General features: G+C 69.2%; 11 protein-coding genes and 1 pseudogene. 11 read left to right on the top strand and 1 reads right to left on the bottom strand.

Annotation, left to right across the window (positions count from 1 at the left end; translation table 11 throughout):
- Positions 1-3: 3 nt before the first annotated feature.
- The 11 genes and pseudogenes from ftsW (at position 4) to EV648_RS05910 (ending at position 10758) form a co-directional block, all read left to right on the top strand.
- Complete coding sequence (gene ftsW / locus EV648_RS05960) at positions 4-1299, top strand: putative lipid II flippase FtsW (protein WP_132285856.1); 1296 nt, start codon at positions 4-6, stop codon at positions 1297-1299.
- A gap of 5 nt (positions 1300-1304) precedes the next feature.
- Positions 1305-2393, top strand: coding sequence for an undecaprenyldiphospho-muramoylpentapeptide beta-N-acetylglucosaminyltransferase (gene murG / locus EV648_RS05955; protein WP_132285853.1), 1089 nt, complete (start codon positions 1305-1307; stop codon positions 2391-2393).
- Positions 2390-3829, top strand: a complete 1440-nt coding sequence (murC, locus tag EV648_RS05950; RefSeq protein WP_132285850.1) for a UDP-N-acetylmuramate--L-alanine ligase — start codon at positions 2390-2392, stop codon at positions 3827-3829. Before murG ends, murC begins: the two co-directional genes overlap by 4 nt.
- A gap of 18 nt (positions 3830-3847) precedes the next feature.
- Positions 3848-4588, top strand: a complete 741-nt coding sequence (locus EV648_RS05945; RefSeq protein WP_132285847.1) for a cell division protein FtsQ/DivIB — start codon at positions 3848-3850, stop codon at positions 4586-4588.
- Positions 4589-4825: 237 nt separating this feature from the next.
- Positions 4826-5828, top strand: a pseudogene (ftsZ, locus tag EV648_RS05940) (cell division protein FtsZ); the annotation flags it as partial.
- Between the two features lie 579 nt (positions 5829-6407).
- On the top strand, positions 6408-7388 hold the full coding sequence (locus tag EV648_RS05935) for a S41 family peptidase (RefSeq protein WP_132285841.1): 981 nt from the start codon (positions 6408-6410) through the stop codon (positions 7386-7388).
- Between the two features lie 9 nt (positions 7389-7397).
- A complete protein-coding gene (gene pgeF / locus EV648_RS05930) occupies positions 7398-8129 on the top strand; it encodes a peptidoglycan editing factor PgeF (RefSeq protein ID WP_132285838.1) in 732 nt (243 codons plus the stop codon).
- Positions 8126-8866: a YggS family pyridoxal phosphate-dependent enzyme gene (locus tag EV648_RS05925; protein WP_241994922.1), complete on the top strand. Its 741-nt coding sequence runs from the start codon at positions 8126-8128 to the stop codon at positions 8864-8866. Before pgeF ends, EV648_RS05925 begins: the two co-directional genes overlap by 4 nt.
- A 73-nt stretch (positions 8867-8939) precedes the next feature.
- The gene (locus EV648_RS05920; RefSeq protein ID WP_132285832.1) at positions 8940-9464 is read left to right on the top strand and encodes a cell division protein SepF; all 525 of its coding nucleotides are present in this window, start codon (positions 8940-8942) and stop codon (positions 9462-9464) included.
- A gap of 39 nt (positions 9465-9503) precedes the next feature.
- Positions 9504-9809: a YggT family protein gene (locus EV648_RS05915; RefSeq protein ID WP_132285829.1), complete on the top strand. Its 306-nt coding sequence runs from the start codon at positions 9504-9506 to the stop codon at positions 9807-9809.
- Between the two features lie 178 nt (positions 9810-9987).
- Positions 9988-10758 (top strand): DivIVA domain-containing protein, encoded by a 771-nt coding sequence (locus EV648_RS05910; protein WP_132285826.1) that lies wholly within the window; start codon positions 9988-9990, stop codon positions 10756-10758.
- Between the two features lie 310 nt (positions 10759-11068).
- On the opposite strand, the gene ileS is transcribed toward EV648_RS05910, so the two are convergent.
- Positions 11069-14218 (bottom strand): isoleucine--tRNA ligase, encoded by a 3150-nt coding sequence (gene ileS, locus EV648_RS05905; protein ID WP_132285823.1) that lies wholly within the window; start codon positions 14216-14218, stop codon positions 11069-11071.
- Positions 14219-14425: the final 207 nt, after the last annotated feature.

Raw genomic sequence — 14425 nt, 5'->3', positions numbered from 1 at the left:
CGCATGACGACGATCACGGATCAGCCGAACACCGGTCAGTCGAAGGACCGGCCGGGCTCGAGCACCGAGCGCCCCTGGCTGGCAGCGATCCGGGACGTGCTGGACCGCCCGCTGACGTCGTACCACATCCTGCTCGGCGCGACCGGTCTGCTGCTGGTGCTCGGGCTGCTGATGGTGCTGTCCGCGTCGAGCGTGCTGTCGCTGCGCGCCAACGGCAACAGCTACACGATCTTCTACCGCCAGCTGATCTGGGTCGGCGTCGGCCTGCCGATGGCCTACGTCGCCTCCAGGATGACGCCGCGGCACTTCCGGATGCTCGCATACGTCGCGCTGCTGGGGTCGGTGTTCCTGCTCGTCCTCACCTACGTGCCGGGACTCGGCGTCGGCGTGAAGGGCAACACGAACTGGCTGAACCTCGGCGGTCCGCTGCAGATCCAGCCGAGCGAGTTCGCCAAGCTGGCGCTGGTGATGTGGTGCGCGGACCTCTACGCCCGCAAGCAGAAGCTGCTGACCCAGTGGAAGCACCTGCTGGTGCCGATGGTGCCGGTCTGCGGCCTGGTGATCGCGCTGATCGTCGGCCAGCACGACCTCGGCACCGCGCTGGTGCTGATGGCCGTGATGATCGGGATGATCTGGGTGGTCGGCGCGCCGACCCGGCTGTTCGTCGCCACCATCGTGGTGGTCGGCACGATCGCCGCGTACTTCGTCAGCACGGCGCAGCACCGGATGGACCGGCTGATGAACTTCACCAACCCGCTGTCCGACCCGGCCGGCGTGGGCTGGCAGGCGTACCACTCGTTCTACGCGCTCTCCACCGGTGGCTGGTGGGGCGTGGGGATCGGCAACAGCCGGCAGAAGTGGGGCAACCTGCCCGAGGCGCACACCGACTTCATCTTCTCGGTGATCGGTGAGGAGCTCGGCCTGATCGGCTCGCTCACCGTGCTCGCGCTGTTCCTCACCCTGGCCTACGTCGGGGTCCGGATCGCGACCCGGAACACGGACCCGTTCGTCCGCTACGCGAGTGCCGGAATCACCGTCTGGCTGATGGCCCAGACGCTGGTCAACCTCGGCGCCGTGATCGGACTGCTACCCATCGTGGGTATCCCGCTGCCGCTCTTGTCGTACGGTGGGTCCGCACTGCTGCCGACGCTGATCGCGATCGGCATGCTGCTGTCCTTCGCGAAGGCGGAGCCCGGCGCGCAGGCCGCCCTGAAGGAGACCCGGCGGCCTCGGTTCGGGTGGATGTCTTCGTGGCGCACACCTGGCCGAACCGGCCGTGAGAACACGCGGGAGCGTTGAAAGCTGTGCCCAGCATCGTCCTGGCCGGCGGCGGTAGCGCCGGCCATACCTCACCCCTGATCGCCACCGCCGACGCCCTGCGCCGGATCGACCCGACGGTCGAGATCCTCGCTCTCGGTACCGAGCGCGGTCTCGAGACCCGCGTGGTCCCCGAGGCCGGGTACCGGCTGGAGCTGATCCCGCCCGTCCCGCTGCCGCGCAAGCCGACGCCCGCGCTGTTCGCGGTACCGGGCAGGATGCTCGGCTCGGTGAACGCCGCCCGCAAGGTGCTGGACGAGGCCAAGGCCGACGTCCTGGTCGGTTTCGGCGGCTACGTCTCGACCCCGGCGTACGTCGCCGCGTGGCGCCGCAAGACGCCGATCGTCGTGCACGAGGGCAACGCCGTACCGGGCATCGCGAACAAGTTCGCCGCCCGCTACTGCACCCAGAACGTCATCACCTCCTTCCCCGGCACGGACCTGCCCCACGCCCAGTACGTCGGGCTGCCGATCCGCCGGGCCATCTCCACGCTGGACCGGGCGGCTCTGCGGGCCGAGGCCAGGCAGTTCTTCGGGCTGGACCCGGACGCGCCGACCCTGTTCATCACGGGTGGTTCGCAGGGCGCGCAGCGGCTGAACGAGGCGTTCGCCGGCGCGGCCGGCGATCTGCAGGCCGCCGGGATCCAGGTGCTGCACGCGATCGGGCCGAAGAACTCGCTCGAGGTCGCGCAGGGCGGCCCGTACCCGTACAGGGTGCTGTCCTACGTTGACCGGATGGACTACGCCTACGCCGCCGCCGACCTGGTGGTGTGCAGGGCGGGGTCGAACACGGTCACCGAGGTGTCGGGCGTCGGACTGCCGGCCATCTACGTTCCGTTGCCGCACGGTAACGGTGAGCAGGTGCTGAACGCCAAGCCAGTGGTCGATGCGGGCGGCGGGCTGGTCGTCGACAACGCCGCGGTGACGCCGGACTGGGTTCGCGCGACGGTTCCGCAACTTCTGCACGACCGCGGGCGTCTGACAGCCATGTCCACCGCAGCCCAGGGCGTGATCCGCACCGACGCCGACGACCGGTTGGCGCGCATCATCCTCGATGTGGTGAGGTCTGCTTCGTGATCGTCACCGCACCTGACACGAATCTGCCCGCGGAGAAGCTGGGCAAGGTCCACTTCATCGGTATCGGCGGCGCCGGGATGTCGGGCATCGCCCGGATCATGGCCGCCCGCGGGATCGAGGTCTCCGGCTCGGACGCCAAGGACGGCAGGGTGCTCGCCGCGCTCCGCGCCCTCGGCGCGACCTGCTGGGTCGGTCATGCCGCGGAGCACGTCGCCGAGGCGGACACCGTCGTCGTCTCGACCGCGATCCGGGAGACCAATCCTGAGGTGGTTGCCGCCCGCGAGGCCGGCATCCCGATCCTGCCCCGGGCCGCCGCGCTCGCGTCGGTGATGGTCGGCCGGCGGACGATCGCCGTGGCCGGTACGCACGGCAAGACCACCACCACCTCGATGCTGACCGTCGCGCTGCAGCACTGCGCCGCCGACCCGTCGTACGCGATCGGTGGCAACCTGAACGAGTCAGGCTCGAACGCGCACGACGGCAGCGGCGACTTGTTCGTGGCCGAGGCCGACGAGTCCGACCGTTCCTTCCTGACCTACAGCCCCGAGGTGTCGATCGTCACGTCGGTGGAGCCGGACCACCTGGACAACTACGGCGACGAGGCCAGCTACCGGCTCGCGTTCGAGCAGTTCTGCGACCGGGTCATCCCCGGCGGGTTCATGGTGATCTGCTTCGACGACCCGGGCGCGCGCCGGCTGGCCGAGTTCGCCCGCGCCCGCGGCATCGACGTCCGCACGTACGGCGAGTCGGCGGACGCGGACACCCGGGTCACCGAGATCACCGCGACCGGGGCGACCCAGTCGTTCGTGCCGGTGTTCCACGGCCGCAAGCTTCCGGTGGTCAACCTGCAGCAGGCGGGCAAGCACAACGCATTGAACGCGGCGGCCGCCCTCACCGTCGGACTCGGCCTGGGCTTCTCCGCGGCCGACCTGGCCGAGGGCCTCGCGTCCTTCACCGGGACCGGCCGGCGGTTCGAGTTCAAGGGCCTGGAGGACGGCGTCCGGGTCTTCGACTCCTACGCGCACCACCCGACCGAGCTTGCCGTCGACCTGACGGCGGCCCGCACGGTGGCGGGCGAGGGCCGCGTGATCGCGTGCTTCCAGCCGCACCTGTTCAGCCGCACCAGGATCTTCGCGACCCAGTTCTCCGAGGCTCTCGCGCTCGCCGACGAGGTCGTGGTGATGGACATCTTCGCGGCCCGGGAAGACCCCGAGCCGGGCGTCACCGGTGCGCTGATCGCGAACCACGTGCCGCTCAAGCCGGACCAGGTTCGGTTCGAGCCGTCCTGGTCCGCTGTACCGCGGCTGGTCGCGGACATCGCCGAGCCGGGCGACCTGGTGGTCACCCTCGGTGCGGGCGACGTGACGCTGATCGGGCCCGAGGTGGTCGGCCTGCTGGCCGAGCGGGCGGCTGCCCAGGCGGCGGCCGCGGAGTGAGCCGGTGGTGAGCGGGGGATGAGCCAGAGCACTGACCTGGCCCGGGCACAGCAGCGGTTCGCGCGCCGGCAGCGGTTGGTGCGATGGCGCGGCTGGCTGCCCTGGACGGTCGGCGGCCTGGTCGTGGTGCTCGGCGGAATCACCGTCTGGTTGTTCTACTTCTCGTCCGTGTTCGCCGTCTCCGGGGTGAAGGTGTCCGGCGCCGATACGGTGCCGGTGGCAACGATCACCCAGGTGGCCGAGGCGCCGACCGGAACGCCGCTGGTGAAGGTCGACCTGGCCGCGATCGCCGAGCGGGTGCGGACCATCCAGGCGGTGGCGGACGCGCAGGTCACCCGGGCCTGGCCGAACCAGCTGAAGATCGTGGTGACCGAGAGGGTGCCGGTCGTGGTGGTGACGGACGGCAGCAACTTCGAGCTGGTCGACGCCACCGGGGTCGCGTTCAAGACCGTGCCGGCCAGGCCGGAGGGACTGCCCGAGGCCCTGGTGGTCGGCAGCCGGCGCGACGTCACGATCCGCTCGGTGGTGACGGTCTCGGCCGCGCTGCCGGTGAAGCTGCGGTCGGAGGTGGAGTCGATCTCGGCCGCCTCGCCGGATTCGATCACCCTCAACCTCGGCTCCACGGTGAAGGTCGTCTGGGGCAGCTCCGATGACAGCGCGCGCAAGGCCGAAGTACTGAGCGTGCTGATGCGCCGGGAGGCGAAGGTCTACGACGTGTCGGCGCCCGATCTTCCTGTCACCAAAGGCGAAAAGAAGTGACTGCCGACACAACGGCACTCATCGTGGGACCGGCGGCGAGGCGCGTGGACATTGCCGGATCGGGTCCCGTAGCGTTCGAATCAATCTACCGTTGAGATAACTCTAACCATCCACTTGAGGTTCAGGCTTTTCCGGCTGCCGGACAACGGGGATCGGTGTACGGAAGGGTCCGAGGCAGGCGCAGCTCGGACGGCCAACCGGCCATAACGGGAACAGAACGAGGCGAGAGGCGCGGACGTGGCGGCACCGCAGAACTATTTGGCACTCATCAAGGTCGTCGGCATCGGCGGAGGCGGCGTCAACGCCGTGAACCGGATGATCGAGCACGGTCTGAAGGGCGTTGAGTTCATCGCCATCAACACGGACGCGCAGGCTCTGTTGATGAGCGACGCGGACGTCAAGCTCGACATCGGCCGCGAGGAGACCCGCGGACTCGGCGCCGGTGCGAACCCCGCCATCGGCCAGAAGGCCGCCGAGGACCACGCGGAGGAGATCGAGGAGGCGCTCAAGGGCGCCGACATGGTCTTCGTCACCGCGGGCGAGGGCGGCGGCACCGGCACCGGTGGCGCGCCGGTGGTGTCCCGCATCGCGCGCTCCCTCGGAGCGCTGACGATCGGTGTGGTGACCCGGCCGTTCTCGTTCGAGGGCAAGCGCCGGGCGACCCAGGCGGAGGACGGTATCGCCGCCCTCCGTGAAGAGGTCGACACCCTGATCGTCATCCCGAACGACCGCCTGCTGACGATCTCCGACCGCGCCGTCTCCGTTCTGGACGCCTTCAAGCAGGCCGACCAGGTGCTGCTGCAGGGTGTTTCCGGCATCACCGACCTGATCACCACCCCCGGCCTGATCAACGTGGACTTCGCCGACGTGAAGGCGGTCATGTCCAACGCCGGCTCCGCGCTGATGGGTATCGGCTCGTCCCGGGGTGAGGACCGCGCGGTCGCGGCTGCCGAGGCGGCCATCTCCTCGCCGTTGCTGGAGGCAAGCATCGAGGGCGCGCACGGCGTGTTGCTGTCGATCGCGGGCGGCTCCGACCTCGGCCTGTTCGAGATCAACGAGGCGGCCCAGCTCGTCTCGGAGTCCGCGCACACCGACGCGAACATCATCTTCGGCGCGGTCATCGACGACGCCCTCGGTGACGAGGTGCGGGTGACGGTGATCGCGGCCGGCTTCGACGGCGGGATGCCGAAGCGCCGCGAGCAGGCGATGAACAGCGCCCGTCCGCAGAGTCGCCTGCCCGCCGCCGGTGGTGACGTGGCTACCCAGGGGGTGCCGCGCTCGACCCCGGCCGAGGCTGAGGCAACCACCCCACCCGATCAGCAGGCGCCCAGCCAGCCGCCGCCGTACGGCACGCCGCCGACCGCGAGCCAGGCCGGCGCACAGCCGCAAGGTGGGCAGCCCGACGCCGGCTCGGCCACGCAACAGTCTTACCAGCCGCCGGCCGGTACGCCGGTGACGGACGACACGGTTCCGGTGCCGAACACGGATCAGAACCGCGGGACCACCCACTCGGCTCGTCCGCAGGCGGGCGAGCCGGTCCGGACCGCGCAGCCGCAGTCCAACCAGCCGCCGGTCCCGCACCCGCCGACCCCGACGCCGTCGGCACCGACGCAGCACACCTGGCCGACCACGGGCCCGTCGAACTCGCCGTCGTCGCAGCCGGCCCCGCAGCGTCAGCCGCGCAAGCCCGACAACGATGACGACGACCTGGACATCCCCGACTTCCTGAAGTAGTTCCGGCTGAAGTAGTTCCGGCCTCCCGGGTGACCGGGAGGTAATTCGGGAGACGCCTGGTCCTGGCGGTGCTTCACTGACCGCCATGCGCACAGACGAGATCAAGGCAGTCATCGATCAGGTCGCGGCCTTGATCCGCGAGCACTATGTGTTTCCCGACGTCGGCCAGGCGGTGGCCGACAGGTTGATCGCCGCCCAGGTGGCCGGCCGGTACGACGAGGTCACCGAGCCGGTACGGCTCGCCGAGCAGGTGACGGCCGATCTCCAGGTGGGTAACGGGGACAAGCATCTGCGCCTGATCCACCACATCGACGAACTGTTCGAAGAGGACGAGGACCCGGTCGCCGAGGAAGCCGCCTGGGTCCGCCATGTCGAGTTGACCGCCGCCGGGATGGCCCGGGCCGAACGTCTGGCCGGAAATATCGGCGTGCTGGCGATCAAGCCGACGCTGTACGACCCGAAGTACGCCGGTGCCGCGCTGGCCGGAGCCATGACGCTGCTGTGGGGCACCGACGCGCTGCTGCTGGATCTGCGCGGATGCCGCGGTGGATCGCCGGAGATGGTCGCGCTGGTGTGCAGCTATCTCTTGGACGGCGAACCGGTGCACTTGAACGACCTGGTCACGCCGTCCACCGGAGCGGTCCGGCAGCACTGGACGGTTCCGGTGAGTGGGCCCCGCTTCGGCGGCACCAAGCCGATCTGGGTGCTTACCAGCTCGACCACGTTCTCCGGCGCCGAGGAGTTGACCTACAACCTTCAGCAGTTGGGTCGTGCGGTGGTGGTCGGCGAGCGCACCCGGGGCGGCGCTCACCCGCGCGAGGGTTTCACCGTCCACCCGCACCTGGAGGCGTCTGTGCCGATCCAGCGCGCGCTCAATCCGATCTCCGGAACGAACTGGGAAGGAGTCGGCATCTCTCCCGAGGTCGAGGTGGACGCTGAGTCCGCCTTCGCAGAGGCGTATCGACGGGCGCTCGAGCACGTGATCGCACTACCGGCAGCCCCCGGCCGCCGCGAGGTCACCGACGAAGCGCGGGCGGCCGCAGGACTGGTTGCCGTCGCTGGATAACCTTCGGGTGTGTTCGGCTACGACGAGGTTCTCGATGGTGTCCGCTTCGCCTTCACCGATCGCTACGGGGGAGCCAGCAAATCGCCGTACGGCGAGCTGAATCTGGGCAGTGCCGCGGGGGACGAGGCGGACGCGATCGCGGAGAACTTCCGCCGGTTGGCCGGCGCCTTCGAGGTCGACCCGACGGCGGTGATCCGGGTCAGTCAGGTGCATGGACGCGATGTCCACGTCGTCCGGCCCGGCGACGAGCTCCCGGTCCAGCCGAACCCGATCGCCGACGCGCTGGTGACCACCCGGACCGATGTGGTTCTCTGCGTCCGCGCGGCCGACTGCCTGCCGGTACTGCTCGCCGACCGCGTCAACGGAGTCATCGGCGCCGCCCACTCCGGCCGCCGCGGCCTGTACTTCGGTGTCGTCCCGGCGACGGTGGAAGCGATGCGGGCGCTCGGGGCCGAGCAGGTCACCGCCGTGCTCGGGCCGTACGCCTGCGGCCGCTGTTACGAGGTCCCCGAGGAGATGCGCGCCGAGGTCGCCGAGCGCGTGCCCGCGTCGTACGCCGAGACGAGCTGGGGGACACCGTCCATCGACGTGGCCGCAGGGGTTGTGGCGCAGCTGAACGAGCTGGGGTGTGCCGTCATCGACGCGACGAAATGCACCATCGAGTCGGACGACCTGTACTCCTACCGGCGCGAGGGTCCCGTCAGCGGCCGGCTGGCCGGCCTCGTCAGGCTGGCTCCGTGACCGACGCCGTGACCCCCGCGGACGCCGTGGACCGGGAGAACCAGCTGCGGGACAACCTTCGGGCCGTGCGGAAGCGGATCCAGACGGCCTGTGTGGCCGCTGGGAGGGCCGAGGACGCGGTGACCCTGGTCGCGATCACCAAAACGTTCCCGATCAGCGACGTACGGGCTCTGGCGGCGCTGGGAGTGCATGACCTGGGGGAGAACCGCGAGCAGGAGCTGAAGGTCAAGGCTCCGGACTGCCAGGACGTCACCTGGCACTTCGTCGGGCAGTTGCAGTCGAACAAGGCCCGCTCGGTGGTTCGGTGCGCGGCCGTCGTGCACTCGGTCGACCGGTCGTCGCTGGTGAAGGCGTTGTCCCGGGCGGCTGTGGAGGAGGGGAAGACGCTGCGCTGCCTGCTGCAGGTGAGCCTCGCGGCGTACGGATCCGCGGACGCTGCGACCGGGATGAGCCGGGGCGGCGTGGTGCCGGACGACGTACCGGCGTTGGCGGCGGAGGTCGCGGGGGCGGACGGGCTGGAACTGGGCGGCGTGATGGCGGTGGCGCCGCTCGGGTCGGACCCGGACGAGGCGTTCGCCGGACTGGAATCCGTAGCATCGCGGCTACGCTCCGAACACGCCGGCGCGGACTGCATCTCGGCGGGCATGAGCGGCGATCTCGAAGCCGCGATCAGGCACGGAGCGACACACGTTCGGCTCGGGCGCGCATTACTCGGTACGCGTCCTCCTCTGGGCTAGTGTCGACATCGAGCAGGTTTTCGACCCGCTCGCGTTGTCGTTGAACAGGACTGGACCGAGGGGCTGGAGGGCCATGAGCGGCGCGTTGCGCAAGATGGGTGTGTACCTCGGCTTGGTCGAGGACGGCGAGCGCTACAACGCGCGCTACGACGACGAGTACGACGACGGCTACGACGACTACGTGGACGAAGCCGTCGACGGGGAGTCCCACGAGACCGAGCCGGTGCCCGCCCGGAGCAGCAGCTCCGAGGAGCAGGTCGGCACGGTCAGCAAGTTCCCGGATCGACGTGGCGTCACAGCTTCCCCGGAGGTTACCGAGTTGGCCCGCATCACCACCGTGCACCCGCGCAGCTACAACGAGGCGCGCGTGATCGGTGAGCACTTCCGCGACGGCACACCCGTCATCATGAACCTGACCGAGATGGACCACGCGGACGCCAAGCGTCTGGTGGACTTCGCGGCCGGCCTGATCTTCTGCTGCCGTGGGTCGATCGAGCGGATCACCACCAAGGTGTTCCTGGTCTGCCCGCCGAACGTGACGCTGGCCGCGGAGGAGAAGGAGAAGATCGCGGCGGACGGGTTCTACAACCAGAGCTGACGCCCGGTTACCCCCGGTCTTCTACACTCTTGTCTGACTATGACTGCTCTCCTGCTCGTCCTCAGTGTTCTCAGTTGGGTGCTGCTCGCCTTCTTCCTGATGTTGGTGGCGAGGTTCGTGCTCAGTCTGATCGTCATGTTCGCGCCGCAGTGGCACCCGAAGGGCCCGATGCTGCTGCTGTTCGAGCTGATCTACTCGGTCACCGACCCGTTCCTGCGGCCGCTGCGGCGGATCCTGCCGCCGATCGGCGCGGGTGGCATCCGGATCGACCTGTCGATGCTGATGCTGTTCGTGCTCGTCTCGCTGGCGATGTCGATCAACTCGACTGCGATCAGGTCACTGTGATCACAAGCGTGAGGACGCGCACACCTGGGTAGGAGCAGACCCGAGAAACGGGGACACGGGGACCGTTATCGCCCGCCCGGATTCCGCCAGAACACAACGAAGCGATAACGTGATCTACTGAGTCGCCGAGGTCTAGGCCACGGGGACTCCGCCAAGACACAGACAAACGAGGTGAAAGATGCCGCTGACGCCGGATGACGTCCGCTCGAAGCAGTTCACGCCCGTCCGATTGCGGGAGGGCTACGACGTCACTGAGGTCGACTCCTTCCTCGACGAGGTCGAAGCTGAGCTCGAGCGACTTCTCGCCGAGAACGAGGAGCTGCGCGCGAAGCTTGCGGCGGCTCAGCGTGCCGGCAGTGGGCAGGACCGCCCGGTGGTCGACCAGACCGCCGCCCTGCCTCCCGTCGTGCAACAGCCCAAGCCGGCCCCAGTCGTCGTGGAGAAGCCGGAGGAGAAGCCACCGCCAGTCGTCGCGCCCGCTGTTGCGACCGCGGGTGCTGCTGCGGCAGCAGGAACCGTCGGCGACGCCTCCAGCTCCGCTGTGCGGCTGCTGGAGATGGCCACGAAGCACTCCGACGACCTGGTCCAGGAGGCGAAGGACACCGCCGACAAGATCATCGGTGAGGCCCGCGCCAAGGCCGAGCGCCTGGAGAACGAGGCTCGCGGCAAGGCCGACCGGATGACCGGCGAGGCCCGTGCCCGCGCCGAGAAGCTGGACGGCGAGATCGCCGAGCGTCGCGCGCAGATGCTGGGCACGCTGGAGAAGCAGAAGGGTCAGCTCGAGCGCACCATCGACGACCTGCACGCTTACGAGCGCGAGTACCGCAGCCGGCTGAAGACGTACTTCACCGAGCAGCTGAAGGCACTCGGCAACGGCGATGACACGTTGAGCCCGCGCAACGGCTTCCGCCCGGAGGCTCGCGCCCAGGCTCACGGCCACGGCGTTTAAGAACCACCTGCGCTCCAGTTTGTCTGGCCTCTGACAGAGGCGGTGCTAATCCGGCAGCACCGCCTCTTCGTCATGTCTGGACAAATCTGACTGACTGTCGCCCCTTCGTGACGTTGGGTCCCCATCGGCCGCCGGATACCACGGCCAGGTGAGCGGGGCTTTCCGTCCGCCGAGGGTGTCGACGTCGGTGATCCGCAGCCGGGTCGCCACATCGCCGACCCACTCCGCGTGGCAGTCCGCCACGCACAGCCTTCGAGCGCGACGGGTTTCCCCGCCGCGCTGAAGGCCTCCTGCTGTGCGCAGGTTTGGCTCAGGCCTTGGTCAGCCAGTAGCTGAGGCCGAGCTCCTCGTCGGAGCCGGTGCTGAGCTCGTCCGTTGCCGAGGGCGCCGACTGGGTCAGCTCGGTGGCCAGCACCTCGCGGGCGATCTCGTCGGCGTGGTTGCCGAGCGCATTGGCCAGCTCACCCGACGCGGACAGCCAGACGATGATCCGGTCCGAGACCTCCAGGCCGGCGTTCTTGCGGGCCTCCTGCAGGGTCCGGACGACCTCCCGGGCGAGACCGGCCTGCTTGAGCTCCGGCGTCACCTCCAGGTCGAGCGCGACCGTCTCACCTTGCTCGTTGACCACGGACCAGCCCTCACGCGGGCGCTCCGACAGCAGCACCTCGTCCGCGCCGACCTCGATGTTCTCGCCGTCGACCACCACGGTCGCAGTACCGGAGGCCTTGAGTGAGGCGGCCAGTCCGGCGGCGTCCGCAGCGGCGATCGCGGCCGCGACCACCGGCGTCTGCTTGGCGAACCGCTTGCCGAGCTCGCGGAAGTTGCCCTTCGCGGAGTACTCGACGAGGTCGGCGCCGGCCGAGGACAGCGGTTCGACCGAGCCGACGTTCAGCTCTTCCGCGATCTCCTTCAGCAGTTCGTCGTCGAGATCCGCGATCGCGGCCGACCCGACCAGCGCGCGACCGAGCGGCTGCCGAGTGCGGACCTTCGCCTCGGCCCGGGCCGACCGGCCCAGCTCGACTACCCGCCGGGCCATCGAGACGTGCGTCGCCAGCGTGTCGTCGATCAGGCCCTCGTCGTACGTCGGGAACGCGGTCAGGTGGACCGACTCGGGCAGACCCGGGGTAACCGGGCGGAAGACGTCCTGCCAGACCCGCTCGGTGACGAACGGGGTGAGCGGCGACATCACCCGGGTGAGCACGTCCAGCGTCTCGTGCAGTGTCGCCAGAGCGCCGGCGTCACCCGCCCAGAAACGGCGGCGCGACCGGCGGACGTACCAGTTCGACAGCACGTCGACGAACTGGCCGATCAGCGCGCCGAGCTTCTGGGTGTCGAAGGACGCGTAGGCCTCGTCGGTGTCGCGAACCAGCCGGTTCGTCTCGCTGACCAGCCAGCGGTCGAGCACGGACCGCTCCGCGACCGGCGGCGCCTCGGCCGTCGGCGACCAGTCGGCGAGCCGGGCGTAGAGCGCGTGGAAGGCGACCGTGTTCCAGTACGTCAGCAGCACCTTGCGGACGATCTCGTTGAGCACGTTCGGCCCGATGCCGCGCGCCTTCCACGGCGAGCCGGAGCAGGCCATGAACCAGCGCACCGCGTCCGCGCTGTGGTTGTCCATCAGCGGGATCGGCTCGAGGATGTTGCCCAGGTGCTTGGACATCTTCCGGCCGTCCTCGGCCATGATGTGCCCGAGGCAGACGACGTTGCGGTACGACGACTCGTCGAACACCAGGGTGCCGATCGCCATCAGCGTGTAGAACCAGCCGCGCGTCTGGTCGATCGCCTCTGAGATGAAGTCCGCCGGGAAGGCCTGGTCGAACCGCTCCTTCGACCCCTCGACCCACGGGTAGCCCCACTGCGCGAACGGCATCGAGCCCGAGTCGTACCAGGCGTCGATGACCTCGGCGACCCGGCGCGACTCCTCGCCGCAGGTCGGGCAGGCGAAGGTGATGTCGTCGACGTACGGCCGGTGCGGATCGGTTGAGCTGACGTCGCGTCCGGCCAGCTCGCTCAGCTCGGCGAGCGACCCGACGCAGACCTGGTGGTCCTCGGCGCAGCGCCAGATCGGCAGCGGAGTACCCCAGTACCTGGAGCGGGAGACGGCCCAGTCGATGTTGTTGCGCAGCCAGTCGCCGTACCGGCCCCACTTCACCGACTCGGGGAACCAGTTGGTCTTCTCGTTCTCCCGCAGCAGCGCGTCCTTCACCTGGGTGGTGCGGATGTACCAGGACGGCAGCGCGTAGTACATGACCGGGGTGTGGCACCGCCAGCAGTGCGGGTACGGGTGCTCGTACGGCACGTGCCTGAAGAGGACGCCGCGCTCCTGCAGGTCCTTCACCAGGTCCTCGTCGGCCTTCTTGAAGAACTGCCCGCCCACCAGCGGTACGTCGGCGGCGAAGTGGCCGTCCGACTCCACCGGGTTCACCACCGGCAGGTTGTAGGCCCGGGCGACCTGGAGGTCGTCGGCGCCGAACGCGGGGGACTGGTGCACCAGACCGGTGCCGTCCTCGGTGGTCACGTATTCAGCCAGTACGACGTAGTGCGCCGGTTCGGGGAACTCCACCAGGTCGAACGGGCGCTGGTAGGCCCAGTGCTCCATCTCCCGGCCGGAGAACCGCTCGGTGACCGCCCAGGCCTCGCCCAGTGCGCTGAGCAGCGGCTCCGCCACGACCAGCGACTCGTTCCCGTCGGTCGCGACCACGTAGGTGACGTCCGGGTGCACGGCGACGGCCGTGTTGGAGACCAGCGTCCACGGGGTGGTGGTCCAGACCAGTAGGGAGGCCTTGCCCGCGAACGGGCCCGAGGTCAGCGGGAAGCGGACGTAGACCGACGGGTCGACGACCGTCTCGTACCCCTGGGCGAGCTCGTGGTCGGACAGGCCGGTACCGCAGCGCGGGCAGTACGGCGTGATCCGGTAGTCCTCGACCAGTTGGCCCTTGTCGTGGATCTGCTTGAGCGACCACCAGACGGACTCGACGTACTGCGGGTCCATCGTCCGGTACGGGTGCTCCAGATCCACCCAGTAGCCCATCCGGGTGGTCAGCTCGGCGAACTCGTCGACGTGCCGGAGCACCGACTCCCGGCACTTCGCGTTGAACTCCGCGATGCCGTACGCCTCGATGTCCTTCTTGCCGTTGAAGCCGAGCTCCTTCTCGACCGCCACCTCGACCGGGAGTCCGTGGCAGTCCCACCCGGCCTTGCGCTCGACCCAGTGACCTTTCATGGTCCGGTAGCGCGGGAACACGTCCTTGAAGACGCGGGCCTCGATGTGGTGGGTGCCGGGATGTCCGTTCGCGGTCGGCGGGCCCTCGTAGAAGGTCCAGGGGGTGCCGCCGGCCGACTGCTCGAGGCTCTTGGCGAACGTGTCGTTGTCGTCCCAGTAGCCGAGCATCTCCCGCTCGATCGCGGGCAGATCGACCTGAGCCGGGACCTGCCGCCACGGGGTGCTGGGGTTCTCCGCCATTTCCTGCGTCCTTCGTCGAGCCAGTTGCCTGCTGGACGAAGGGACGAGGCGCCGGCGCTGTCGCCGGGCTCCGCGGTACCACCCTTCTTGGTGACCTGGTTGCGATCACCCACTTCATTGCGCGTCGCTGCCGGTTCTACTGGGTCCTGGCGGACTGTTCTTCCGGCGGCTCCGGGGTGATAGCCCCATCAAGGCCTTGCGGTCGCG

Origin of the sequence: Kribbella sp. VKM Ac-2568 (genome assembly GCF_004345365.1) — a bacterium.
In the GTDB taxonomy this organism is placed as follows: Bacteria; Actinomycetota; Actinomycetes; order Propionibacteriales; family Kribbellaceae; genus Kribbella; species Kribbella orskensis.
Note: the sequence above shows the minus strand (reverse complement) of the source record. Positions and strands in the feature narration are given on the sequence as shown.

What these genes read in the sequence shown, in the direction of transcription:
- EV648_RS05935 (WP_132285841.1), top strand. Translation starts at nt 6,408, where the DNA reads ATGCGCACAGACGAGATCAAGGCAGTCATCGATCAGGTCGCGGCCTTG.
- EV648_RS05910 (WP_132285826.1), top strand. Translation starts at nt 9,988, where the DNA reads ATGCCGCTGACGCCGGATGACGTCCGCTCGAAGCAGTTCACGCCCGTC.
- EV648_RS05920 (WP_132285832.1), top strand. Translation starts at nt 8,940, where the DNA reads ATGAGCGGCGCGTTGCGCAAGATGGGTGTGTACCTCGGCTTGGTCGAG.
- EV648_RS05945 (WP_132285847.1), top strand. Translation starts at nt 3,848, where the DNA reads ATGAGCCAGAGCACTGACCTGGCCCGGGCACAGCAGCGGTTCGCGCGC.
- ftsW (WP_132285856.1), top strand. Translation starts at nt 4, where the DNA reads ATGACGACGATCACGGATCAGCCGAACACCGGTCAGTCGAAGGACCGG.
- ileS (WP_132285823.1), bottom strand. Translation starts at nt 14,218, where the DNA reads ATGGCGGAGAACCCCAGCACCCCGTGGCGGCAGGTCCCGGCTCAGGTC.
- EV648_RS05915 (WP_132285829.1), top strand. Translation starts at nt 9,504, where the DNA reads ATGACTGCTCTCCTGCTCGTCCTCAGTGTTCTCAGTTGGGTGCTGCTC.